This is a genomic window from Lacticaseibacillus boliensis (assembly GCF_054784775.1).
The window spans coordinates 29882-54660 of sequence record NZ_BAAIHN010000014.1 but is presented as its reverse complement, the minus strand read 5'-3'; the positions used below and the strand labels follow the sequence as shown (position 1 = coordinate 54660).

Here is a 24779-nt window from a genome sequence, read left to right as displayed (position 1 = left end):
ATTTTTGCTAGCGGATGATTGAAAAGCTATTGCCCTGTTGGTGCATTATGCCTTTTCCGAGTAATAACAAGTAATATGGATATCTTGGGCATAATTACCAAAAGTCTTTCCAAAAATGGTCAGTCCGCCTTGCACTCGAGAATCTGGATCGACGCCAATGCGGAATCGTAAATTGTCGGTTTGGTCTAGCGCAAGATCAAAAACTGTATGATTTGAAATTGTAATACCGTCCATGGCCGTATCAGAAGTTAAAATCCGCAGATGCTTCAACAAGCCATATTGACTACAGTTGGATGCCCACCAAGTTGGTGTGAGTCGACCACGTACGTCAGAATAATTTCCAGGAACTGTCCAGGTGCCAACCTTAATATCGTTCATCCAAAAGGCAATATCACTTGGCCAGTTATTATTCGATGCCGGAAATTCTGATGATATTTCCATCGATACCTCGATTAGTTCGGGTCTCCGTCCCTCCTTGAAAGGGTTAGGAATGATATATTCGACTTCACCCCGAGAAAACCACATGAGGTCTGCGGTTGAGCGCTCTGCGGATAAAAATACATCTGGATTGTCCATATCACCAATAACTTTCTCTTCATTTGCAAGGCCACATGTTGGTGTGATGCCGGTGTATGAAAAGTAATTTCCAAGTGGAATATCATAATCTGTGTGATGGTAATTAGGATAGATCTTTTCGGGAAGATTTATCAGGATGTTATCAGAGTGTACGGAGAACTTCTTTCGGCGACGGTCTTCCGTGTCTTCAGCATCTTCAAAAACAAGTTTTGCCATTTTCAGAAGCTGAATATGTTTAGAAATAATCGCTTTGCTGTAGTGGAGTTCATTCGCAAGTTCGGTAACGGTCATACTGTTGTGAGCGAGGAGATTGATGATATCAATTCGAGTCGAAGAATCTAAAGCGTGAATGACTGGCAACGTGTCACGTATGAGTTCGATTTCCATAAGGCACCTCGTTTCTGTTAATTGTTAACCATACGGGTAACGGTCAACGGAGATTTTTTTAGAAATTACTAGATTGTTCGAAAAACAAGGAATGCGCTTCCTTTTGGTTGACTACGGCAATTATAGCATTTATAGTGATGAATGAAAGCGCTTGATATTTAATTTTTTTGTTTCTTGGGGGCACAATTGGTAAACCAAAATGTTTATCGAATGGAGGAAATATTATGAAGCTACACAAGGTGCTAATAGCAGCTACGGCCGCAACCTCGTTTTTAATGCTAGCTGCTTGTGGTAAGTCATCATCGTCTTCATCTTCAGGGGCAGACTCTAAGACCATCACGTTTTGGAACCCGATGACCGGCGGGGACTTAAAGAATGTTCAAGCAATGGTCAATGAATATAATAAAACCAAACCGGCATATAAAGTCAAGAATGTCTCCATGCAAGAAGCTGATATGTATACCAAAATTCCAACTGTCGTCAATTCGGGTAAGAATATTCCCGATTTAACCATTGTCCACGCCGAACGAATTCAGTTGTATAAAGACGACGGTATGTTGACCTCGTATGATAAGCAATTGAAGACTTATCCTGAAATTAAGGGATCAAATTATGTTTCTGAAGCTTGGAACATGGGACAAGTCGACGGTAAAACGTATGGGGTGCCATTGGATATCCATACGGCTGTCATGTATTACAACAAAGATTTGGTTAAAAAATATGCACCACATGCCTTGGATGATAATGTTGTAACTTATGACGAAGTTAAGGCTGCTGGTGCAGCTGCTAAAAAGGATGGTATCCAAGCAATTGGGGTTACCTGGCAGAAACCGTTGTTCATGGCCTTGATGTCACAATATGGTGGCTCAATCAGTAAGGACGGTAAGAACCCATCTGTTAATTCTGATGCTGCTAAGAAGGCCCTGTCAACTTGGAGCAACATGCGCAAAGACGGGATTACGACTAAAGATGGTCAAGACCCGTTACAGCAATTCACCCGTGGCAAGCTGATTTTCTATCCAGAAGGTATCTGGGTTCAAAACCAAGTCAAGAAGGCTAACTTTGAATGGGGAATGACTAACGAACCTCAGCTCTCGCCGGACATTAACAAAGCGGTCAACTGGTCGTCTTCTCACCAATTCGTTATGTTTAAGAGCAAAGACCGGAACGCTGCTAAGGAAAAGGCAACGGTTAAATTCGTCAACTGGGTACGGACACATTCTCAAGAATGGGCAAAGTCGGGCCAAAACCCAGCCAGCTTAGCAATCAAGAGCGACAAGGCTTATCAGAAGATGCCACAATCAATGTTCTTGACCAATCCTCAAGAGTTAAAGACATTGAAGATCTTCAAGTATAAGTATAATGGCTTCGTCTCCGACGCGATTGATAAGTACATTTTAGATGGGGTCTTCGGAAAGACTTCGGTCAACGATACTGTCAATAAGATTCAAGACGAGGCTCAAGCGAAGGTTGATCAAGATCGTGCCAACGCGAAACAATAATTGAAGTTGGTAAGGCGCCCATTGGCTCAATGTATGGGCGCCTTATTTATTCACTGGCGTAATCTATTGTGTCGGCGCACGGTTAAATATGATTGCTAGGAGGGATTTTTATGCAAACATCTGCCGGAACAGCAACGGTCAGCAAGCCGAAGAAAAAGCGGCGTAATCACGCCTTGCCTTGGTTGTTTGTTGCCCCACATTTAGTGATTTTCACCATATTCTTTTTAATTCCAATTTTCTTTGGACTATATATTTCATTTACTAGTTGGAATTTAGTCGGCGATCCGCACTGGGTAGGATTAGCAAACTATAAAGAAATCTTGTTTAACAGTAAGTCTGTCTTTTATACCCAATTGCATAATGGGTTAAAGAATACGTTGATCTTTGTCGTACTATCTGTTCCTTTCTGTATTGCGGTGCCGCTGTTGCTAGCGATGGCTTTGAATGCGAAGCCAAAGTTTATGAAATTCTTCCAAGCGTTGTTTTACATGCCATCGTTGTTTGCTATTTCGGCGGTCGTGATTGTTTGGAATCTAATTTTCAACGTCACCTATGGCCCGTTAAACCACTATTTAAATCTTCACACTGTGTGGACCGGTTCGCAGCCGTATGCCTGGATTGTTATTGTTGTCGTCACGGTCTGGTGGACCATCGGGGGTAATATGATTATCTACCAAGCGGCGCTGAATGGCATTCCCAAAGATTACTATGAAGTTGCATCATTGGATGGCGCGTCATCATTCCAACAGTTCATCCACATTACGTTACCTGGAATCAGAGGCCAGATTCTCTATACAGTTGTCATCACGACGATTGCTCAGTTTAATATTTACGGGCAACCATTAATGCTGACCAAAGGGGGACCAAACAGTTCAACTTCAGTTTTACTGATGTATATCCAGCAAAATGCGTTTGGCTCTGGTCAATCGATTGCTGGGATTGCTAGTGCGATGGCGATCGTCTTGGGCTTCTGCATTATGATCGTCAGTGCAATTCAGTTCTTCTTCCTGCGGGACAAATAAGATGGAGGTGACATCAGATGAAACAAGTTAGTCGTACCAGCAGATGGATTGCCTTTATCTTCCTGCTCTTGATGGCCGCAATTTGGATTGTTCCATTACTGTGGGGCGTGTTTACTTCCTTTAAGAGTGAAGCTGAGCTACAAATGGGCGGTTTTGGTATGTTGCCCGCCCACTGGGTGTTGGATAACTATAAAGATCTGTTGTTGAACGATGCCAGCACGCCTATCTTTACATGGTTTATCAACTCATTAGTGATTGCTATTGGTAATACAGTATTAGTGCTAGTGGTAGATTCTCTGGCGGCATTCGCCTACGATCGCTTGCAGTTTACAGGTAAGAACGTTCTGTTTGCTTTCTTGTTGGCGACCATGATGTTTCCTGCAGTTGTGAACATTATTCCACTGTACAAAATCGTTGACATGTTTGGTTGGGTCAACACTAAGTGGGCGATGATTGTTCCCGGAGCGGCTGGCGTGTTCAACATTTTCTTGATTCGTCAGTTTATGCACAACATTCCTACATCTTTCGATGAAGCAGCACGGATGGATGGGGCCAGTGATTTAACCATCTTTTGGAGAGTAATTCTCCCATTGTCCAAACCGGTCCTATACGTAGTTGCATTGTTTACCTTTACGGGTTCATGGAATGATTTCCTGTGGCCTTCAATTGTCTTTAACGATGTTTCTTCGATGCCAATCACCCCAGGGCTGCAACTACTACAAGGGATGCATGCTGGGTCGCCAACGTTACTGATTGCTGGGGCATTGGTTGCCATTGTACCAACATTCATTTTGTATCTATTTGCCCAGAAGTACTTCCTGCAGTCTATGTCGTTGTCTGCTGGGGTCAAAGGCTAGTTAGGAGTGTGTGCAATGTCGAGAAAATTAGAGCGGCGTCTCGTATGGGCGCTGGGAATTTGGCAGTTGATTGACGGCATGATTACGATCATTGGGTTTGGCACATATATTAAATTAACCGGAGCCAAGGGTGGTCATGTGTTGAATTATCAGAGTGCTAAAGCACTGAACTCCCTTTTTGGTAGCTTGTATATGTTCCTTGTGATTTTCGGCGTTGCGCTCATTGGATTGGGCTTGCTAAGCATTTATTTTGCTAAGTGTTGTATGCAAGATGATAAGGTGCTTAAAGGCGTAGTCTGGTATCTATTTGCGGTTGCAATTGCTGCCTATCTCTGCATGGATGTCTTAAGCGTAGGCTTAGCTATCATCAGTGCAGTCGTTGCGCTGGCAAAAAACAAAGCAATTAAGACACAGCAACGGGAACATACCTGTTATGAAGTTCGATTGGAGGAGAATAAATGACGATGACGCATCCTTTACCACAATTTCGACGTGATCAGTGGGTGGATCTGAACGGAACTTGGAAATTCTGCTTTGATGACGATGCCGCGGGAGTTGCAAATGACTGGATCAACGGTCTGCCAGACGCGAAGCGCATCAATGTGCCATTCACTTATGAAACTAAAGCCAGCGGGATTAACGATCAGACCCAACACCAGTGTATCTGGTACGAGAAAACACTTAGTCTAACGGCTGAACAATTATCCCAACATGTATATCTTAACTTTGGCGGCGTTGATTATCACTGTGCTGTATATCTTAATGGTGTTTTAGTTGGCACTCATTCCGGTGGATACACGCACTTTAACTTTGATATCACGGATGCTGTTACAGTTGGCGATAATCAACTTGTCGTGCGAGTGACTGACTCCAAGTCGGTCAGTCAGCCGCGGGGAAAGCAGCGCTGGCGTGATGAAAATTTTGAGTGCTGGTACGAACAAACTACTGGTATCTGGAAGCCAGTTTGGTTAGAATTCACCAACCAAGTCCACATCACGCATCTGAAGTTAACGCCGACACCGTCCACAGAGTCGCTTACGGTGGTCGCAACGACGAATTTGGTAGACGAAGTCGGAGATGCCTATACGTTGCAAGCAACTATCACACGAGATGGACAGCCTTTACGTCAAGCCACCACAACGCTTACTGGAAGTACCGCAACATTAACGATGAATGCAGAAACCGCCAACGAGCCGGCTCCTTGGAGTTTACAACGCTGGTCTCCGGAAACACCGACGCTTTATGACCTTGATATCACGCTGAGTCATGATGGTGTGGTTTGTGACCTTGTGCATAGTTATTTTGGGATGCGCGACATTCGTATCCAAGGACACCAGGTATTACTCAACGGGCACCAATTGTATCAGCGGCTGGTTCTGGATCAGAATTACTGGCCGGACAGTGGCTTGACGCCGAAAACAACAGATGAGATGGCTAAGGACATCGAATTGATTAAAGGGTTCGGATACAACGGTGTCCGTATGCATATGACTGTCGCAGATCCGCGTTTTCTCGCTTTATGTGATCAAATGGGACTGTTGGTTTGGTCTGAAATGCCCGCAACGTTCACTTTTAACGACCAAGCCGTGACGACGTTCACCGAAGAATGGCTGACGGTGGTTCAGCAGAATTACAACCATCCTGCTATCATCACCTGGGTCCCGTTCAACGAGTCTTGGGGGGTCGCGGATATTGCCACCGACGCCAAGCAACAGGCCTTCACGGAAGGGATCTACTACCTGACCAAGGCTTATGACCCGATGCGGCCTGTCGTGACCAACGATGGCTGGGAGCACACCTGCTCGGATATCATCACCTTGCACGATTATGAAGCCGACGGCGAAAAACTTTATGCCCGCTATCACGATCAAGCGGCATTGATGTCTGGTGAGTATCAACACAACGGCGATAAGTATCCGATGGCGTCGGGCTTCGCCTATCATGGCCAGCCGGTGATTATTTCCGAGTTTGGCGGCATCGCCTTCAACGACGGCCGTGGCTGGGGATACGGCGAGCAGGTCGCTTCTGACGAAGATTTCTTGACGCGGTTTGATAAGTTGCATCAAGCCATCCAAGATATCCCGTTTATCAGCGGCTATTGCTACACGCAGTTGACCGATGTGTCACAAGAGGTCAACGGGTTGTTAACGATGGATCGCAAGCCTAAGCTACCTGTCGAACGAATCAAGGCGGTTAATGAGCGGCGGCGCTGATCAGCGTTAACAGACGTTTCAAGTCGTGACGGCAAGCACCGTCACGACTTTTTGTTAGGCACAGGCATAAGGAGGAAACAATGGTCAGAGAAGAGTATCCCCGCCCGCAGTTTGAACGGCACGGGAATTGGCAGAGCCTCAATGGCGACTGGGCGTTTGCTTTCGATGATGCGCAAAGCGGTGTGGCGGCTGGCTGGCCTAAACAACTACCGGCTGCGCGCACGATCACGGTGCCGTTTGTCTACCAAGCCACCGCCAGCGGCATCGGCGAAACGGCCGTGCACGACACGGTGTGGTATCAGCGCACGGTGTCGTTATCACAACTCGCCGAGTCGCAACGGGCGTGGCTGCATTTTGGCGCGGTGGATTACTTCGCCGATATTTATGTGAACGGGCAGTTCGTCGGCCATCATGAAGGCGGGGATGCCAGCTTCGGCTTCGACATCACGCAAGCGCTGGTGGCCGGAGACAAGCAGGTCATCACGGTGCGGGCACAAGACCGTACCTATGACGAGACGCTGCCGCGCGGCAAACAGTCTTGGACAGGCAAGTCGGAAGGCATTTGGTACACCAACTCGACCGGCATCTGGCAGCCGGTGTGGTTAGAAGTCGTGGATGTCATGCGGCTGATAGACGTGCAGATGACGCCAGATCTGGATGCTACCGCCGTTGATCTCGGATTCGACCTCAGCGACGCGGCGGTTGGGGAAAGTTTGCAATACGAGATCAGTTTTGGCGATACCTTGGTGGCAGAAGATCGCCTGCGGATCACTGCCAATCACGTGCAACGGCGGGTCGAGCTGCTGCAACGGCACATTTTCCGGACGGCGTTTCACAGCGACGGCTGGACGTGGACGCCAGAACATCCGAACTTGTTTGATATCACGATCCGCGTTTTGGCTGACACGGAGGTGCGCGACGAGGTGCAATCTTACTTTGGCTTGCGCAAGGTCAGTACCGAAGACGGCATGATCATGCTCAACAACAAGCCGTATTATCAACGGTTGGTGCTTGATCAAGGATACTGGCCAGAGGGATTGTTGACGGCGCCAAGCGATGATGCTTTCAAGCGCGACATCGCGCTGGCCAAGCAGATGGGTTTCAACGGCTGCCGCAAGCACCAAAAAATTGAAGATCCCCGCTTCTTATATTGGGCAGACCATCTGGGCTATCTCGTGTGGGAAGAAATTGCTTCGGTGCCGTATTACACCAGCACCGCCGCAACGCGGGTGGTCGATGCCTGGCAGGCGGCGGTCAAGCGCGACTACAACCATCCATCGATCATCATGTGGGTGCCGCTCAATGAGTCGTGGGGCGTCGATCAGATCCACCACAACGCTAAGCAGCAACATTTTGCCACCAGTCTGTATCACTTGCTCCACGCGCTAGACGACACCCGGTTGGTGCAGTCTAATGATGGCTGGGATGTCACCGTTGGGGATGTGGTGGCGATTCATAACTATAGCCACGGAACGAGTGCGACCGATCCGCTTTACGCGCGGTATCAAGAGACACTGGCTACCGCAGACAAGCTGGTCAGCCAAGCGCCGGGCAACTGGGCGATTTTTGCGCAAGGCTACCACTATGCTGGCCAGCCGCTGGTGCTCAGCGAGTACGGTGGCATCAGCTACGCCGCAGAGCGAGCAGATGGTTGGGGCTACACCACGGCGTCGTCGCAAGACGAGTTTTTGGCTGAGTTGCAACGACTCAACCAGGCGATCGCCCACTCACAAGCGCTATGGGGCTATTGCTACACGCAACTGACAGATGTCGAGCAAGAAGAAAACGGCCTGTTGACGACAGCTCGCAAACCCAAGGCACCGCTAGCTGCATTGCATGACTGTTTTGCATTTCCAGTCAGCGGCCGGCTGCAACGCCGACCGCAGGGTAAGGAGGATTAAAATGACGACGTTAACGATCGATCCTGGTGCGACGATTGGTGAAGTTGATCCGCGAATCTACAGCGGCTTCTTGGAGCACATGGGGCGAGCTGTTTATACCGGTGTGTACGAACCCACCCATCCGCAAGCAGACGCCGCAGGATTGCGGCAAGACGTGCTCGACTTGGTGCGGCCGTTACGCATGCCGCTGGTGCGCTATCCAGGCGGGAATTTTGTCTCTGGGTTCAACTGGGAAGACAGTGTGGGACCAAAAACGCAGCGGCCGACAAGATTAGAGCTGGCCTGGCAGGCAATCGAGTCGAACCAGTTTGGCCTGCACGAGTTCATGGATTGGTGTGCCAAAGCCGACACGGCGCCGCTGATGGCGGTCAACCTGGGTACCCGCGGCGTCGACGCCGCGCGCAACCTGGTCGAATATTGCAACTATCCAAGCGGCACCCAATACAGTGACTGGCGGCGGGCGAACGGGGCAGAGGCGCCTTTTGCCATCAAGACTTGGTGCCTGGGCAACGAGATGGACGGGCCGTGGCAGATCGGCCACAAGTCAGCGGCTGAGTATGGGCACCTGGCGGCAGAAGCCAGCAAGGCGATGAAGCTGGTCGACCCGACGATCGAAACCGTCGCCTGTGGCAGCTCTGGGTTAACGATGCCGACATTTGGTAGCTGGGAAGACACGGTGCTCGACTTGGCGTATGACACAGCAGATTACGTTTCGCTGCACCGCTACTACACCCGCGCTGACTTTGATCTAGAAGATTATCTCGCCCAGTCACTGGACTTTGATGCCTTCATCGACGGGGTCGTAGCCACTTGTGACGCGGTCAAGGCGCGCAAGCACAGCCACAAGACGATCAACTTGTCTTTTGATGAGTGGAACGTCATTCACATGCCGGCTAACGAGCCCGACACTGATGGGTTCAACACTGAAAAACCGCTGGCGGAATCGGCTTATGATCAACAAGACGCCGTATTGTTTGGCGCGTTATTGATCAGTTTGCTCAAGCACGCCGATCGCGTCAAGATCGCTTGTTTTGCTCAGCTGGTCAACGTGTTGGCGCCGATTATGACCGAGGCCAACGGCAAGGCATGGGTGCAGACGATCTATTGGCCATTGCTGCAGGCCAGCCAAAACGGCCGCGGTACGGTTTTCACCCCGCAACTGAGCGGTGAAACATATGCCAGCAAACATTTTGACGCGGTTCCTTATGTCGATGCCATCGCGGTGCAAAACGGTCAGCAGGTGACGGTGTTTGCAATCAACCGCGATCTCAAAGGGACCCGGCCGTTGACCCTGAAGCTGCTGCAAACCGTCAGTGCCGCCACGGCGACAACGATGACCAACGGTGAAGCGCCGGTGGGCAACGCTGATGTGACGAACACAACTTCTGGCGTGACGGTCGATCTGCCAGCTAGCTCATGGAACATGGTGCAGTTAACCCTTGAAGTGTAAGGAGGCATTGGATGAATACAGTCGAAAATTTTGGAGGCTATCGCGGCCAGCCAGTGTATCGCTACACAGTCACGAATGACCATGGGGCGACCATTAGTTGCCTGTCGTTGGGCGCAGTGTGGCAACAATGGGCGGTGCCGGTCGCCGGACGTATGCGCGATTTGATCTTGCGCTCGCCGGAGGCTGATGATTATGTCGATGACTTCAGCCATCACGGCCAAGCGATTGGGCGCATGGCTGGCCGCATTCCGACGACCTTTAGCTTAGGCGGCCAGTTGGTGTCTGTGGCAGCCAACGATGGACCAATCAACCTCCATGGCGGCGCCAATGGCTTTTATGCGCTGAACTGGGAAGGTCGTATCGACGGCGATAGCATTTTATTCACGCGTCTGGTGACCCCGGAAGATGATGATTTTCCGGGTAACATGCAGGTGACGATCCGCTACACGCTGACCGAAGCAGACGACGTCGTGATCGACTATTCTGCCACCAGTGACGCCGTGTCGTTGTTCAACCCGATGAACCACGCCTACTTCAACCTCAACGCCACCGATGCGCCGGTGCGCAACCACACGCTGTGGCTAAACAGCAACGCGCGCTTTGCCTTGGAAGCTTCTAAGCTGCCGCGTGCAGAGCTGGTGCCGACGGCCGGGACGCCGTATGATTTTAGTCAGCCCAAGCCGATCGGTACGGCCATTGACGGTTTGCAAAATATCCCAGAACACGGCATCGACGACGTTTATTATGCGCCAGAGGCCACCCTGCAAAAACCGGTGGCGACGCTTTGCGTCTCAGATCTGGCCGTCGATTTCTACAGCGATCGCAACGCCGTCGTGGTCTATTCCGCCAACAACTGGGGCACTTTGCCACGTCTAAGCGACCGCACCACCCAAGACCAAGCGGGAATTGCCATCGAGTTGCAAACTGCACCCAGTGCGCTGCGAGATGACCGTTTTGGCGACCTGACCATCAAGCCTGATCAGCCGCGACATTACCAAAGCCAGTATCGGCTGCGGCGATAAAAAATAAAGCCACAAGTCAATGACGCGATTGTGCGCAGGGACTTGTGGCTTTATTTGTCGATGTCCGCCGCTGCCACCCATTTGGAACACAGGCTGGGACTGGAGATATTGTATTTGATGGAAAGCTTGCGCAAGGAAGTGCCTCCCCGCCGGTATTCTGCCACGACTTGGGCTTTGAGCGCCGGCGAATAGCGGCGAGTGTGCCGGTAGTTGTGAAGTGCCGTTTCACCGCCGTGTTCATAGGCGGTGCGCCAGCTTGCCACCAGGTGGTGATCGATGCCGGTTTCGCGCTCGATGGCGCGGGCGGATGTGCCAGCGGCCAAAGCCGCCAGGACGGCTTGCTTATCTGCGATCGTATAGTGCGACCATTGCCTCATCACGACCACTCCTTTCTATTTTCTAAGTTACTTCGATTTTCACATCTGTAACGCGTTACAGGTCAAGCCTAAATTTCGGCTGGCCTTGTGACTTGACTGGGCTGCGTGCGTTTGGTTATGCTTGAATTAAGTTAAGACATCGGTTGGGCGCAAGCTTCAAGAATTGGTTTTCCCGGGGAGGAAGACATTCTTGAGGCTTGCGCTTTTTTGTCAGAGTGGGACGGGTGCGGCGTAAGCCGTGCGTGACTGAGACAACTTCCACGCCATGTCGGTGTCGCCGCTTTGTAGCCCAGCCAAGACCCCGTCCTGATTTCAAGAAGGAGGCCAAGATCATGCAAGACCCACACCTACTACCTAAACAAGTCGTCCTCGAGGAACTGGAAACAGATCGCCGCGTCGGCCTGACGACACAAACCGCGCAGCAGCGATTGCTGAAAATCGGCCCCAACGCCTTGGCCCAGCCGCCGCGGCTGTCGCTTTGGCAACAGTTGGCGGCCAGCTTCAAGGAGCCGCTGGTCATCATCTTGCTAATCGCGGTGGTGCTCGCCTGGGGAAGCGCAGGGTATGATTTTTTCGTCCGCCACGACCCGCAACACGGGATGGCGGCGATCTATGAATCCGTCGCGATCATGTTCTTGATCGGGATCAACGTTGCCTTGGCGTTGTGGCAGACGCGGGCGGCAGAGAAGTCGATGGCGGCCCTGCAGCAAAAAGCCGCACGCCACGCCACCGTTTTGCGGGATAGTGATTGGCAACAGGTACCGGCCGCGCAGCTGGTGCCTGGGGACATCATCAAGGTGCAGACTGGGGACTTCATCGAGGCCGACGTGCGCTGGCTCCATGTCGCGGAGCTGCAGACCAATGAAGCCCATCTCACCGGCGAAGCGGAGCCCGTCAGCAAGCAGACGCACACGATCGCAGAAGCCGAACTGGGTGATCGCACCAACCTGGGCTTTTCCGGCGCGACCGTCACTCATGGCAACGGGATCGGGGTGGTGGTGGCAACAGGGATGAACAGCCAGCTGGGCGAGATCGCGACGATGCTGAATCAAACCCCGACGAGCAAAACACCGATCGAGCGCACCATCAACCAGTTGTCTAAGCGCCTGATGATGGTAGCACTGGTCGTGGTGGCGGCGACACTTGCGCTGGAGCTGTTCAAGGCGTATCAGGCCACCCAGACGCTATCGGTAGCGGCGGTGGCAGAATCGCTGTCTACCGCGATCGCCTTGGCAGTGGCCGCGATTCCCGATGCCTTGCCGGCGGTGCTGGCAATCGTGTTGACGATCGGGGCGACACAGCTGTACCGCCACCGCGGGTTGATCCGTTCGCTGAACGCCGTTGAGACGCTGGGGGCGACCAGCTTCATCGCGTCGGACAAAACCGGTACGCTGACGCAAAATCAGATGACCGTGACTCGTTTTTGGGCCAACGGCGCGTTTTTCAGCGTGGAAGGCACCGGCTTCGACCCTGCCGGTGAAATTTTGGCAGACGGTGAGGCTACAGATTACAGCGAATTCATCGACGCGGCGATCTTGAATAACGAAGCGGAAGTGCGTGAAGACGAAGACGGCCGTTTCGTGCCGTTCGGGAATCCGACCGACGTGGCGTTGGTGGTCATGGGGCACAAAGCCGGGCGTGACCGCGATGCGCTTTTGGCCGGTGGCATCGAGATCGTGCGGGTGCTGCCGTTTGATTCCACCCGCAAAATGATGTCGGTGGTGGTCAAACACAACGGGCAATACCGCGTGTTGACCAAAGGCGCGCCAGATGTCGTCATGCAACGCGTCGACGCTGAGGTTGCCGCGCAAGTCGAGAAGGTGGTGCTGACGTTTGCGAGCGAGGCTTTGCGGACGCTGGCGGTGGCCGCGCGGGATATCGAAGAAGACTTGGCGTTGCACGGCGATGTTCTCGCCCTCGAGCAACATCTGACGTTGCTGGGAGTGGCCGGGATCATCGACCCGCCGCGGCCGGAAGTCCGGCAGTCGGTGGCGACGCTCCATCAAGCTGGCATCGCGGTGGTGATGATTACCGGCGACCACGCCGCCACCGCCAAGGCGATCGCGTTGCGGTTGGGCATCATCGATTCCGCCGCGGCCCGGGTGGTCGAAGGCCGCGAGCTTGAGACGTTAGATGACGAAGCGCTGTTTACGCTGGTGCCCGATGTCCGGGTGTATGCCCGGGTGTCGCCTGCGCACAAGCAACGGATCGTGGCCGCCTTGCAACGGCACCAAGAAGTCGTCGCGATGACCGGCGACGGCATCAACGACGCGCCGGCGTTGCAGGCGGCAGATATTGGTGTCGCCATGGGGATCAATGGCACCGAGGTGACCAAGGAAGCGGCAGACTTGATCTTGTTGGACGACAAGTTCACGACGATCGAAGCGTCGGTGGCGGCGGGGCGGACGATTTTTGCCAACATCAAAAACTTCATGCGCCACGAGCTGACCACCAACGTCGCCGAAGTCCTCGCCTTGTTGCTGGGAGTCGTGTTGATGACGCGCCCGATCGGCCAAGTCACCGCCACGACGCCGGTGCTGACGGCGCTGATGGTGTTGTGGGTGAACATGGTGTCTGACGCGCTACCGAGTTTTGCCTTGGGCTACGATGTGCCGGAAGCAGATCTGATGAAGCAGCCACCGCGCGACGTTCACCAATCGGTGCTCAAGGGGATGCTCGGCCGGATTTTCCTGCGCGGGATCGTGATGGGCACGCTGGTTTATCTCGCCTTCATCTGGGCGGCCAGCGCGGGGATGGCACCGGAAAAAGCCCAGACGGTCGCTTTCTTGACGCTGGTTTTCGGGCAGCTGTGGCATGTGTTTGACGCGCGCAGCACCCGGACGCTGTTTCATCGCAATCCGTTTGCCAACGGGAAGTTGTTGATCGCCGTGGCGTTTGCGGCGGTGGCGTCGCTTCTGGTGACCCTGATGCCGTTTTTCAACACCGTCATGGGCACCACGCCGCTTTCCGCGCCGTTGTATCTGGCCGTGATCTTCTTGCCCGCACTGCCGACGCTGATCTTGTCGGGCATCGTCGCGCTTATCAAGCGGGGATAGACGTTATCGCTGTCCGGCAGCGTAAGCATTTTGCGTTGGGTAGACCAGTAAACTGTCGGGCGCGGGCAAAAGCGACTCCAGCAGGTTTCAATCTGTCGTGGAGAGGGTGCTCGGCGGAGCTAACTTCGTCTGCGACGAAGTGGATCTCCACCTGCGCCTTGCTGTAAGCGACAAGTCGCTAACAGCAATCTCACCACGTCAGATTGACCTGCTTCCGTCACTTTCGCCCACACCCTGGATTCTGCGTATCAGGATAGTTTGATGTATCGGACAAGGGCGATTCATTCAATCGTGAATAGACCACTCGCAACTAATACGCTGGTCGCTATTCAATTTCTCCAGTCTTGAAAACGACCACTTTGAATTTTTAGGACGCAAATGTAAGGACGGGGTGCGCGGAAGACAGATATGGCTCAGGCGCGACATTGTTGTTGGCGGTTTACCGCCTACAACAACGGCGTCGAGGGAGATCCACTCGTAGCGTAGCGGAGAGTTAGCTCCCGAGCGCCGCGCACCGTTCCAGCCATATCTGTCTGGAGTGCACCCCGTCCGGACCCATACCACCATCCAAACCACATACCAAAGAAGACTTACGCTACCGGACGGTGTCAGTGCAAGACACGGGTTTCAGAATTAAAATCGTTCGGTCATTGTTCGTGTTTTGAAGATCGTTCAAATAAACTTTACCATGATTATTTATTATTGTATGATTATAGCCGTTGTTTCAGAAACAAAGTTCGTTTTTTGGAGGCTATATTTTGACAAAGAAGTTACTGGCCTATTTTGAGCTTGAACAGTTACACACCACGGTGCGCCGCGAAATTCTGGCGGGCTTTACCAGGTTCATCTCAATGGCCTATATATTGTTCGTTAATCCGTCCGTACTGGGGGCTTCTGGGATGGATAAAGGCGCGGTGTTCACCGCCACCGCGTTGGCATCGGCTTTAGGATGTCTGTTAATGGGTTTGCTCGCCAAGTATCCGATCGCGACGGCACCGGCGTTGGGCATCAACGCCTTCTTCGCTTACTCGGTTTGCATCGGCATGAAGATCCCGTGGCAGACGGCTTTGGCTGGTGTGTTCGTTGCCTCTTTGATTTTCATTTTGATCACGATTTTCAAGTTGCGTGAGATGATTATCGACGCGATCCCTGCAGATCTGAAGTATGCGATCTCAGGCGGGATCGGGCTGTTCATCGCATTTTTGGGCTTGTCTGATGGCGGCCTGATCGTCGCCAACAAGTCGACGCTGGTTGGACTCGGGGACTTGAGCGTTGGCACGACCTGGCTGACGATCTTCGGGCTCGTCGTTACCGCAGTGCTGATGGTGCGGCGGGTTCCCGGTGGCATTTTCATCGGGATGGTTTTGACGACGCTGCTTGGCCTGGGCACCGGTTTGATCCACATGCCTAGCGCGATCATCTCGCCGGCACCGTCTCTGGCACCGACGTTTGGCGTAGCGATCAAGCACATTGGCGACATCAATTCCTTGCAACTGGTGGTCGTGGTGCTGACGTTCTTGCTAGTCACGTTCTTTGATACCGCCGGCACCTTGGTGGGCTTGGCGAACCAAGCCGGGTTCATGAAGGACAACAAAATGCCGCGTGTCGGCAAGGCGTTGGCTTCTGATTCCACCGCGATGCTGGTCGGCTCTGTACTGGGTACCAGCCCGGTTGGCGCGTATGTCGAATCTAGCGCCGGGATCGCGGTTGGTGGCCGTTCAGGGTTGACTGCCGTTACGACAGGCGTGTTCTTCTTGTTCGGGCTGTTCTTCTCACCGCTGTTGGCAGTGGTGACGACCCAAGTCACCGCACCGGCTTTGATCATCGTCGGGGTCTTGATGGCGCAGTCGTTGCGCGAGATCAAGTGGGACGACATGGCGATTGCGATTCCGAGTTTCCTGATTTTGCTGGGGATGCCGCTGACTTACAGCATTTCTGATGGGATCGCCTTGGGTTTCATCATGTACCCGATCACCATGATTGCGGCCAAGCGTGGCAAGCAAGTCAGCCCGATCATGTACGGCTTATTCTTTGTTTTCATCGGCTTTATGTGGATATTGAACGTCGATTGATGATGGCGCCTGTTACCTCTGGAAAAGAGGTGGCAGGCGTTTTTTGGTTGCGAATCGCACAAAAAAACCGCCCACAAGTGGACGGCTTCGTTGGCTTTAGTGGCAAACAGAATAGTGTAAAGCGGTCAGTTGATCGAGTTTCTCAACTTTGGTCAGGCTCAAGTTCACGTCGTTGACGCCGCTTGCGACCAGCGAGATCCCTTCGCCTAGCAAAACCGGTGCGATCGTGATGATCAGCTCATCGACCAGCCCTGCGCGCAATAGTTCGGTGAAAATATCGGCACCACCGACCAGCCAGATGTCCTTGCCTTTTTGTTCCTTGAGCTGGCGGACGAAACCAGGCACGTTACCGGCGACGACGGTTGTTGGATCATCAGTGTCGTGCAACGTCGTCGAGAAAACATAGCTTTCCTTGTCGCTGTATGGATAACTGCCAGCAAGCCGCAACGCCCGCTGATAGGTTTTACGTCCCATCAGCACGGTGTCGATGCCAGCATAGAAACGCTGATAGGCATCGTCGGCAGCGCTGGAACCCAACGCTGACAGCCATGTCGTACTGCCGTCAGGTTCCGCAATAAAACCATCGAGACTCTCTGCTAAGTACAAAATCACATTTCGTGCCATACTGCCCACCTCGTCTTTCATTTATGAGTTCATTATATCACAAAGTGAAAACGGTATCATAGCTCGGAAGGGATTCATTGTACTTAGTTTGTTGATACTGTCCGGTAGCGTCAGTGTGGTTAAGCTGGTATTGGGGATGGCGGTATAGGTCGGGTTTGGTGTGTTCCGGCCCTTGAGATGGCTGGAACGGTGCGAGGCGCTCAGGAGCTAACTCTCCGCTTCGCTACGAGTGGATCTCCTTCGACGCCTTTGTTGTAAGCGGCAAAGCCGCTAACAACAATGCCGCGCCTGAGCCATCTCGGGCCTCCACACACCAAACCCTGACGTTAGCGTCCAACGTCTCAGAAGTGGCAATTTCCACGAAAGTAGAAGTGGACTAGTGACTGATAACACGTCCAATTGAGAATGGACTAGCTATCATTAACGGATAATCCAGTTGTCCGTAACACCAAACAATCCTGATACGCAGAACCTAGGGTGCGGGCGAAAGCGACGGAAGCAGGTCAATCTGACGTGGTGGCATCATTCTTGGCGACTTGTCGCCATAGAATGAGCGCAGGTGAAGATCCACTCGTAGCGTAGCGGAGAGTTAGCTTCACCGAGCACCGCCACTACGACTGATTGAAACCTGCTGGAGTCGCTTTTGCCCGTGCCCGACAGTTTACTGGTCTACCCAACGCTAAATGCTTACGCTGCCGGACAACGATAGCCCTTAACGATTACTTGCGTGACCACAGATCGATGCTGGTTTCTGTTAGGATGTGGCCGGCCATGGCGTGGCGGGCTTCGTTCAGCCAAAAGCCTGGTTGAAGATCAAGCGTGGTGTCTAGCGCAAACACGGTCAGGGTGTAGGCGTGATCAGCGTTAGGCGGCTGCGGGCCCACGTAGCCTTGGCTGATACGAGTGTCGCTTTGGTGGATGAGACCGCCGGCGTTGGCGTTTTTGCCTTGCACCATGGCCAAGGCTTCGGTGCGGCTGGCGTCTTCGGGGATCTGCGTCGTGTCGCCGGGAACGTTGGCGATGTTCCAGTGGATCCATGGAAATCCGGAAACCGGCACGGCGTCATAGTCGATCAGCCACACCGCAAAACTTTTGGTGGTTTGCGGCGCGTCGCTGATCGTGATGGGAAAACTGCGCTTGGGATAGCCTTGATAGCGATCTGATTGCTCAGCGTACTTACCGAAACGGTCAGCCAAGTAGCCATTTTCTAAGGGAACGGAAATTTGCATATCGATACACCTGCTTTCATAAGGATTAACGTGACAATTAAAGGTTAACACATAAATGGATTGAACTAGTATCTGGATTCAGCAGTGTCGATCCCGTCATGTCGCGCATCAGCAGGAAGATATTTTCGCACAGTCAAGTAGCGGTGAGGAGATTACAGAGACTTATGTGTCCTAACAACTGGTAAAATGGTAATCTAAGATTAGCACAGTCCCACCATAGGAGGTCACGCGCATGCCATATTATGATCAACATGTTCATACGTATTTCTCGTTTGATTCCGATGCCCAATTTGAAGACTATCTCGCTCAGACCAAGCAGCCGTTTGTGACAACGGAGCACCTGGAGATGGCTAATCCAGACGATCACGGCGATGACAACAAGCCGGATTATGCCGCCTATGTCGCCAAGCTCGACGCGTTGCACGCCAAGTATCCCAACCAGTTTTTGCGTGGTATCGAGGTCGGCTATTATGAACCGAAGCTTGAAGACATCTATCAGTATCTCGATGCTAACCGCTATGATTTGGTGTTGTTGAGCTTCCATCATAACGGTGACTACGATTTTCAGGACGACCACTTTAAGTCTGTCGATAAAAAGGCGCTGGTGCAGGATTATTACGCCCGGATGCTGGCCGGGGTGCGGCGGTTTGACGGCGCCGACGTCTTGGCCCATTTTGAATACGGGTTGCGCGTCGTTGAGGTGACGCCGGCAGAGCTGGCCGCCTGGGCGCGGCCGACGATCCAGGCAATCTTCAAGGAGATCATCGCCAAACACATGGCCTTCGAGCTCAACACCAAGTCGATGTATATGTGGCACGATGCCGCTTTGTACGACTTGGTGATCCCGTGGTACCAGGCGCTTGGCGGCGAGCTGTTCACGTTAGGCAGCGACGCGCATGACGCTGACAAATTCCAGATGGATTTTGATCAGGCAAAAGCGTTCTTGCATCAGCATCGGATCACCCAACTGGCGGTGTATCAAGACCATCAGCCGACGTTGGTGACATTTTAATAGAAGAATAGGGAGGAAACGATGACAGAATTAACCAATCCCGAATTAAAAACGTTGTTCGAACAGGTGCAAGAAGGCTACACGATGCCGGTGCGGATCGAAGTCTCCGGCGAGGCCAGCGGCCAGCTGTTGCACAGCCAATCGCAAGAGCGACTACAGCCTAATGGCGAGTTGTTGGTGCAGGTGTCTGACACCACCGATGTTGACTACACGCTGAGCCACGAACTGTTGCACATGTATTACGCGGCCAACGGGTTCCCGCAGCTGCAGTATCACTTATTGACAGGAACGCCAGAGCTGGATCGCCAGCACTACGCAACCGCCACGGCGCTGTCTTCGGCGGCGTTGCACATCGTGATCGCGACCTGGCAACGCGAGCATGGATTACTAGGCGACGCCCAAGAGGCCCAATTGGCCGCCGGGTTTGCGGCCGTACTGACACCGGAGCCGTCAGCTGGGGATCAGCTGTTGATCTATCGCAGTTTGTCGCTTTTCGATCACATGACGCTGTTTGTTGACGGCGGCAGTGATGCCCAGCGCGCTGAATGGCAAAAGCGCTACCCGCAGGCACTGGCGATCGCGTCGGCGTTGTACGAGACGCTGACGGCGAAAAAGATCGACTCGCCGTTTGCGTACCGGCGGGCGCTGGTCAACTTGTTTGGCCGGTTCAACGCCTTGATTCAGGCAGCAGGGTTTCAGCCGATCGATAATCCTGAGTTTGCGACGCTGCCACCGGTGTTGTCGCCGCGGCAGTTGCGCCTGAGTCTGAACCAGGTGTTCGAGCTCAAGCACTCGACGTATCGCGACCGCGACACCAAGCAACAAGCATACGTTGCGATGGGCAAAGGCGACGGCCAAAACGCCTTCGTTTTGCCGCTGAAAGACACAACGCCTGCCGCGTTTCAGAGCTTGTATCAACAGCCGATCGGCGAGTTGCTCGACGCCTACCATCTCGATTACACCATCCGCTAGCTTGCCAAAGGAAGTGGGAAGATGTTTGATCTACAACATGCGATCGATCAAGCCGACCGCGTTGCGTTTCTGACCGGTGCCGGGGTATCGACGGCGTCAGGGATCCCGGATTACCGCAGCAAAGGTGGCTTGTACGCCGATGCCAACCAAAAGCCGGAATACGCGTTATCAGACGACAACCTGGCGCGGCATCACGCCGATTTTCATCGCTGGGTGTTGGCCAACATGTTTCACCCGGAAGCCAAACCCAATGTCATCCACGAGACGATGGCGGCCATCACCAACGCCAAAGGCACGATCGTCACCCAAAATGTCGACGGTCTCGATCGCCAAGCCGGCGCCAAGCACGTCGTTGAGTTTCATGGTAACTTGTATCGCCTGTATTGCCAGAAGTGTCACCAGACGTTCACGTTTGAGCAGTATCGCGAGTCTGATGTTCACGCGGAAGACGGCGGCGTGATCCGGCCAGACATCGTGTTGTACGGTGAACCGATCGCACCAGACGTCGTCGAAGCGGCGGTGGCGGCAATCTCTTCGGCAGATTTACTGGTGGTTGTCGGCACCAGCCTGGTGGTTTATCCGTTTGCCGGACTGTTGCGCTATGCGCAACCGCAAGCAACGCTGGTCGCGGTCAACCGCGAAGCGTTGCAGCTGCCTGTGGGGGCACATATGGTGGTGGCTGATGCTCAGGAAGTCTTTGCCACACTGCATCGTTAAACTGTTGGGGGAACTCTGGGAGACTGGAGGATAACATGTCAAAAAATCGAGTCGAGGCGTTCACTGATGGCGTGATCGCGATCATTATCACGGTCATGGTGTTGGAGCTGCGGCCGCCAGCCGGTGGTGGCTTCGCTGATTTATGGGACCTGCGTTTTGAGTTTCTGATTTACCTGGTCAGCTTCTTGACCCTGGCGGTGTATTGGAGCAACCATCATCACCTGTTCCAAATCGTCAAACGCGTCGACGGCGCCGTTTTGTGGAGCAACATCGCGTTTTTATTTGCGACGTCACTGTTTCCTTTTGCCACGGCTTGGGTGGGGCAACATCATGTTGGCGCCCACGCGCCAGAGCTGTTTTATGGCTTCGTCGTGCTGCTATCGGATGTGGCTTATTACGTCTTGGTGCAATGTCTCATGCGCGTGAATACGAAGTCCAACGCGGTGACTGAACTGTTGGGGCGCGGGTATTACAAGCCGCTGATCTCCATCGCAGTGAACATCGTGGCTTTGGGTTTGGGGGCGCTGTGGGCGCCACTGACGATCATCGTCGACACATTGTTGTTGCTGATGTGGGTCATTCCAGAGCGGCGGATCGAACATCACTTAAACGACCAAGGCTGAGCGTTAAAAATGACAGACGCCGGCCCAGACGCTACAATTAAATCAGGGAATAACTAAGCTCTTGGCAAATGCCGAGGGCTTTTTGGATGTCGCGGAATGGGAAAAAGGAGTGATGACGGTGCCGACGTTTAAGGCCAGTTGGGACAGTGGGAACTATCAGTTCATGGCGATGGTGCTGATCGCGCCAGGGGTGGCGCGGCAAGGAAACAATTGTAATCCGGCGACGTTTGAAACGACCGGTTTGGTGTGGCAAGGGCCGAAGCTGATCATGTATGAAGTCGATTGGACCGATGCCGCGCAGATCAGTCGTGTCCAGTTAGCGGCGGGCGAAGCGCGAAACCGGTTCATGCGGATGCCGGCTTCAGCGTATTTTCAAAGTCACGCTGATGTGGAAAGCGTGACCGGTGTCTGCGGCTTCGATGTCGATAGCGCGGCGCAAAGGTGGCTGCTGATCGAGGGCCTGCATCTCGCAGATCTGACAAAGCTTTCGACGCTGGCCTGGCAACAAGCCGCAGAAGCGGGCTACTGTCGCGACAAACTCAAGGTAGAAAGCGAAATCGTCGACCTGGAATGGCCAGATGACAACGATTCCTAAAAAAGTGGGCAGATTGCGAGCGTTAAAAATGACTTTTTTTGAATCAGGGCTTAAAATTAAATCAGGCGCATCGGCCGTAGTGGGTAGCGACCATATGTGCCGAATACACGAATGAACGTTCCCCCAGAACGTGGCATGGCAGACTTAGCCCCCGAATCGTTTCGGGGGCTTTTTTCGTTGTGGCGCATGTTGAAGAAGTGATTGCCAAAGTATATAACGAAGACATAACAGTTTTAAACAATCGATATTAGCCAGTGCATCGATATAAGGGGGACCCACATATGGCAACTAAAAGCAGTCAACTTACTCGGCGTTCAGCGCGTGATTTTAGTGATAAGCCCGTTGCTTTGGCGACGTTGAAAGACATCATCGCTGAAGCGCAACGTGCGCCTTCGTGGGAAAATGCCCAGCCGTGGAAAGTCTACTTAGCAGTCGGCGAAACCGCCAAACAACTTCGTAGGGGCAATGCCGAAGCGGTCGCTCAAAAGCAAAAGAGCCGTGCCGAAGTCACACCGCCACAAGCGTGGGCAGCCAAGCCGCAGAAAAACATCGATGAGTGGGTCAAAAATATGGCGACCTATATGGGCAATGACGTTCAAGCATTCAGTGAGGCCGGCAAGCATCTGTATCACGCACCTGCAATTGCCTATATCACGATTCCCAAAAATTCAACGCAATTTAGCGCATACGATACAGGGGCCTTTGGTTACGGCATTTTACTGGCTGCGGAAGAACGTGGCATTGGGGCTTTGCCAGCATATTCATTTGTGCGTTTTCCGGGGCTGGTTCGGCAAGCCTTTGATATTCCTGAAGATGAAGCCATTTTCATGGGGATTGGTCTAGGCTATCCGGTGGCTGCCAAGATCAACAACATGGCAACGACCCGTGAACCGTTAGATGACATGCTACAAGTTCGCGAGTAGAAAATTGTTGCCGTAAAAGTGAGCATTTTCGTCCGGTTGGTCGAAGATGCTCACTTTTTTGCTGACGACACAGAAAAGCGCCGTCTGGGCAGAGACGGCGCTTAAAGGGGTATGATGGAAAACACTTGCCGGATGCGGCATCATTCGGCAAGGCTTGAGTTTTTGGATAACAGTAAAATTTGCGTGGAGATTGCGGCGGGTGCACCTGGCTTAGCCTCCCAGCTAAAACCGGGTTGCTTCGCTCTGGTTTCGTCGAGCTGCGCAGGACAACGCGGTTGCGGATAAGTCATCTCGGTCACGCACTGGCGTTGCCAGCACGCGCCCAAGCTGCCTTATCCACACCGCTAAGCCCGTCCTGCTCCGCTCTGGTTTTAGGCCAGAGATTGTTCCTTGGTCATTGCTTCTTCGGCTTCTTTGGTGACGATCGCGTCGGTCGTTTCCTTGTCGAAGAAGTGGGCTTTGTTGACATCGAAGCCCATCTTGACCTTTTCACCAGGGTTGTGGAAATCACGGGCATCAACGGTGGCAACGAAGTCAGTACCGTCAACGGTAGCATACAATTGAGAGGTGGCCCCCATCAATTCAGAAACAGTAACGACAGCGTCGATGGTTTGATCTGGCCAAGTTTCGAGGAAGGCTTGCTCGGTGTGAATGTCTTCAGGACGGATCCCGAGGGTGATGTCTTTGTCGTTGTAGCCGCGATCGTTAAGGATGTTTGCGCGGCCTTCAGGAATCGCGATATCTAAGCCTTTGCCGTCGTTGATGCGGCCATTCTTGTAGTGAACGGCCATGAAGTTCATAGCCGGGCTACCCATGAACCCAGCGACGAATTGGTTCCGTGGGTTGTCGTAAACTTCCGCTGGGGTGCCGATCTGTTGCACCTTACCAACAGACATAACAACCACCCGATCGGCCATCGTCATCGCTTCGGTTTGGTCATGGGTAACGTAGATGGTGGTGGTGTTCAAGCGCCGGTGCAATTTGGCAATTTCAGCACGCATGGAAACACGCAACTTGGCATCCAAGTTGGACAGCGGTTCGTCCATCAAGAAGATCGGGGCATCACGCACGATCGCCCGCCCTAAAGCGACACGCTGGCGTTGACCACCAGACAAGTCGGCCGGTTTGCGAGACAGGAACTCGGTCAAACCAAGGATCTCGGCGGCTTCGTCGACCCGCTTTTTGATGTCATCTTTGGCATACTTACGCAACTTTAACCCGAACGCCATGTTGTCGAACACGGTCATATGTGGGTACAAGGCATAGTTCTGGAAAACCATCGCGATGTCGCGGTCTTTTGGGGCCACGTCGTTCATGACCTTGTCACCGATACGCAATTCGCCTTTGGTGATGTCTTCCAACCCGGCGATCATACGCAGGGTGGTCGACTTCCCACAACCGGAAGGCCCAACGAAAACAATGAACTCTTTGTCTTTAACGTGCAGGTTAAAGTCCATTACAGAATCGTGATCAGCATGCGGATACTTCTTATAGATGTGGTCGAGATCGATTTGAACCATATTGTTCACTCCTATCCTTATTTACAAGTTTAAGTATAAATGTAAGCGATTGATTGCACATGTGCTAAGTTGCACAAAAAAGCCGCGGATTTTTGCACGATTTGACCAAAAACGTATGTTACACTCGCT

General features: G+C 52.7%; 21 protein-coding genes. 16 read left to right on the top strand and 5 right to left on the bottom strand.

Features of this window, described 5'->3' with window-relative positions; genetic code table 11:
* Nucleotides 1-45: 45 nt before the first annotated feature.
* Entirely contained in the window at nucleotides 46-963 is a 918-nt protein-coding gene (locus ACYVRB_RS07540) for an ArsR/SmtB family transcription factor (protein WP_461214541.1), read from the bottom strand.
* 224 nt (nucleotides 964-1187) lie between these two features.
* On the opposite strand from ACYVRB_RS07540, the gene ACYVRB_RS07535 reads away from it, so the two are divergent.
* The 8 genes from ACYVRB_RS07535 (at nucleotide 1188) to ACYVRB_RS07500 (ending at nucleotide 10930) form a co-directional block, all read left to right on the top strand.
* Nucleotides 1188-2465, top strand: a complete 1278-nt coding sequence (locus ACYVRB_RS07535; protein WP_461214540.1) for an extracellular solute-binding protein — start codon at nucleotides 1188-1190, stop codon at nucleotides 2463-2465.
* Nucleotides 2466-2575: 110 nt separating this feature from the next.
* Nucleotides 2576-3487, top strand: coding sequence for a carbohydrate ABC transporter permease (locus ACYVRB_RS07530; RefSeq protein WP_461214539.1), 912 nt, complete (start codon nucleotides 2576-2578; stop codon nucleotides 3485-3487).
* A gap of 17 nt (nucleotides 3488-3504) precedes the next feature.
* A complete protein-coding gene (locus ACYVRB_RS07525; protein ID WP_461214537.1) occupies nucleotides 3505-4344 on the top strand; it encodes a carbohydrate ABC transporter permease in 840 nt (279 codons plus the stop codon).
* 15 nt (nucleotides 4345-4359) lie between these two features.
* Entirely contained in the window at nucleotides 4360-4806 is a 447-nt protein-coding gene (locus ACYVRB_RS07520; RefSeq protein WP_461214536.1) for a hypothetical protein, read from the top strand.
* Complete coding sequence (locus tag ACYVRB_RS07515) at nucleotides 4803-6557, top strand: glycoside hydrolase family 2 protein (RefSeq protein WP_461214535.1); 1755 nt, start codon at nucleotides 4803-4805, stop codon at nucleotides 6555-6557. Before ACYVRB_RS07520 ends, ACYVRB_RS07515 begins: the two co-directional genes overlap by 4 nt.
* A gap of 80 nt (nucleotides 6558-6637) precedes the next feature.
* The gene (locus tag ACYVRB_RS07510; RefSeq protein ID WP_461214533.1) at nucleotides 6638-8458 is read left to right on the top strand and encodes a glycoside hydrolase family 2 protein; all 1821 of its coding nucleotides are present in this window, start codon (nucleotides 6638-6640) and stop codon (nucleotides 8456-8458) included.
* 1 nt (nucleotide 8459) lies between these two features.
* On the top strand, nucleotides 8460-9908 hold the full coding sequence (gene arfA, locus ACYVRB_RS07505) for an arabinosylfuranosidase ArfA (RefSeq protein ID WP_461214531.1): 1449 nt from the start codon (nucleotides 8460-8462) through the stop codon (nucleotides 9906-9908).
* An 11-nt stretch (nucleotides 9909-9919) separates the two neighbouring features.
* A complete protein-coding gene (locus ACYVRB_RS07500) occupies nucleotides 9920-10930 on the top strand; it encodes an aldose epimerase family protein (RefSeq protein ID WP_461214530.1) in 1011 nt (336 codons plus the stop codon).
* Between the two features lie 50 nt (nucleotides 10931-10980).
* On the opposite strand, the gene ACYVRB_RS07495 is transcribed toward ACYVRB_RS07500, so the two are convergent.
* Nucleotides 10981-11307 (bottom strand): transposase, encoded by a 327-nt coding sequence (locus ACYVRB_RS07495; protein ID WP_461214529.1) that lies wholly within the window; start codon nucleotides 11305-11307, stop codon nucleotides 10981-10983.
* A gap of 332 nt (nucleotides 11308-11639) precedes the next feature.
* Between ACYVRB_RS07495 and ACYVRB_RS07490 the strand changes: the two genes are divergently transcribed.
* Nucleotides 11640-14363 (top strand): cation-translocating P-type ATPase, encoded by a 2724-nt coding sequence (locus ACYVRB_RS07490; protein WP_461214528.1) that lies wholly within the window; start codon nucleotides 11640-11642, stop codon nucleotides 14361-14363.
* 758 nt (nucleotides 14364-15121) lie between these two features.
* Nucleotides 15122-16435, top strand: coding sequence for an NCS2 family permease (locus tag ACYVRB_RS07485; RefSeq protein ID WP_461214527.1), 1314 nt, complete (start codon nucleotides 15122-15124; stop codon nucleotides 16433-16435).
* Between the two features lie 96 nt (nucleotides 16436-16531).
* Here ACYVRB_RS07485 and ACYVRB_RS07480 read toward each other — a convergent pair whose 3' ends face one another.
* Both ACYVRB_RS07480 and ACYVRB_RS07475 read right to left on the bottom strand, forming a co-directional pair.
* Nucleotides 16532-17059, bottom strand: a complete 528-nt coding sequence (locus tag ACYVRB_RS07480) for a dihydrofolate reductase family protein (RefSeq protein ID WP_461214526.1) — start codon at nucleotides 17057-17059, stop codon at nucleotides 16532-16534.
* A gap of 719 nt (nucleotides 17060-17778) precedes the next feature.
* Complete coding sequence (locus ACYVRB_RS07475) at nucleotides 17779-18288, bottom strand: YbhB/YbcL family Raf kinase inhibitor-like protein (protein ID WP_461214525.1); 510 nt, start codon at nucleotides 18286-18288, stop codon at nucleotides 17779-17781.
* A gap of 232 nt (nucleotides 18289-18520) precedes the next feature.
* Between ACYVRB_RS07475 and ACYVRB_RS07470 the strand changes: the two genes are divergently transcribed.
* The 6 genes from ACYVRB_RS07470 (at nucleotide 18521) to ACYVRB_RS07445 (ending at nucleotide 23130) form a co-directional block, all read left to right on the top strand.
* Complete coding sequence (locus ACYVRB_RS07470; protein WP_461214523.1) at nucleotides 18521-19300, top strand: PHP domain-containing protein; 780 nt, start codon at nucleotides 18521-18523, stop codon at nucleotides 19298-19300.
* 21 nt (nucleotides 19301-19321) lie between these two features.
* Nucleotides 19322-20272 (top strand): hypothetical protein, encoded by a 951-nt coding sequence (locus ACYVRB_RS07465; protein WP_461214521.1) that lies wholly within the window; start codon nucleotides 19322-19324, stop codon nucleotides 20270-20272.
* 21 nt (nucleotides 20273-20293) lie between these two features.
* Nucleotides 20294-20989, top strand: coding sequence for an NAD-dependent protein deacylase (locus tag ACYVRB_RS07460; RefSeq protein WP_461214520.1), 696 nt, complete (start codon nucleotides 20294-20296; stop codon nucleotides 20987-20989).
* A 35-nt stretch (nucleotides 20990-21024) separates the two neighbouring features.
* Nucleotides 21025-21612 (top strand): TMEM175 family protein, encoded by a 588-nt coding sequence (locus tag ACYVRB_RS07455; protein ID WP_461214519.1) that lies wholly within the window; start codon nucleotides 21025-21027, stop codon nucleotides 21610-21612.
* 61 nt (nucleotides 21613-21673) lie between these two features.
* Nucleotides 21674-22207: a hypothetical protein gene (locus ACYVRB_RS07450; RefSeq protein WP_461214517.1), complete on the top strand. Its 534-nt coding sequence runs from the start codon at nucleotides 21674-21676 to the stop codon at nucleotides 22205-22207.
* Nucleotides 22208-22488: 281 nt separating this feature from the next.
* Nucleotides 22489-23130 carry a nitroreductase gene (locus tag ACYVRB_RS07445; RefSeq protein ID WP_461214516.1) on the top strand — a complete coding sequence of 214 codons (642 nt, stop codon included), beginning with the start codon at nucleotides 22489-22491 and terminating at the stop codon, nucleotides 23128-23130.
* Nucleotides 23131-23501: 371 nt separating this feature from the next.
* On the opposite strand, the gene ACYVRB_RS07440 is transcribed toward ACYVRB_RS07445, so the two are convergent.
* Nucleotides 23502-24650, bottom strand: a complete 1149-nt coding sequence (locus ACYVRB_RS07440; protein ID WP_461214515.1) for an ABC transporter ATP-binding protein — start codon at nucleotides 24648-24650, stop codon at nucleotides 23502-23504.
* Nucleotides 24651-24779: the final 129 nt, after the last annotated feature.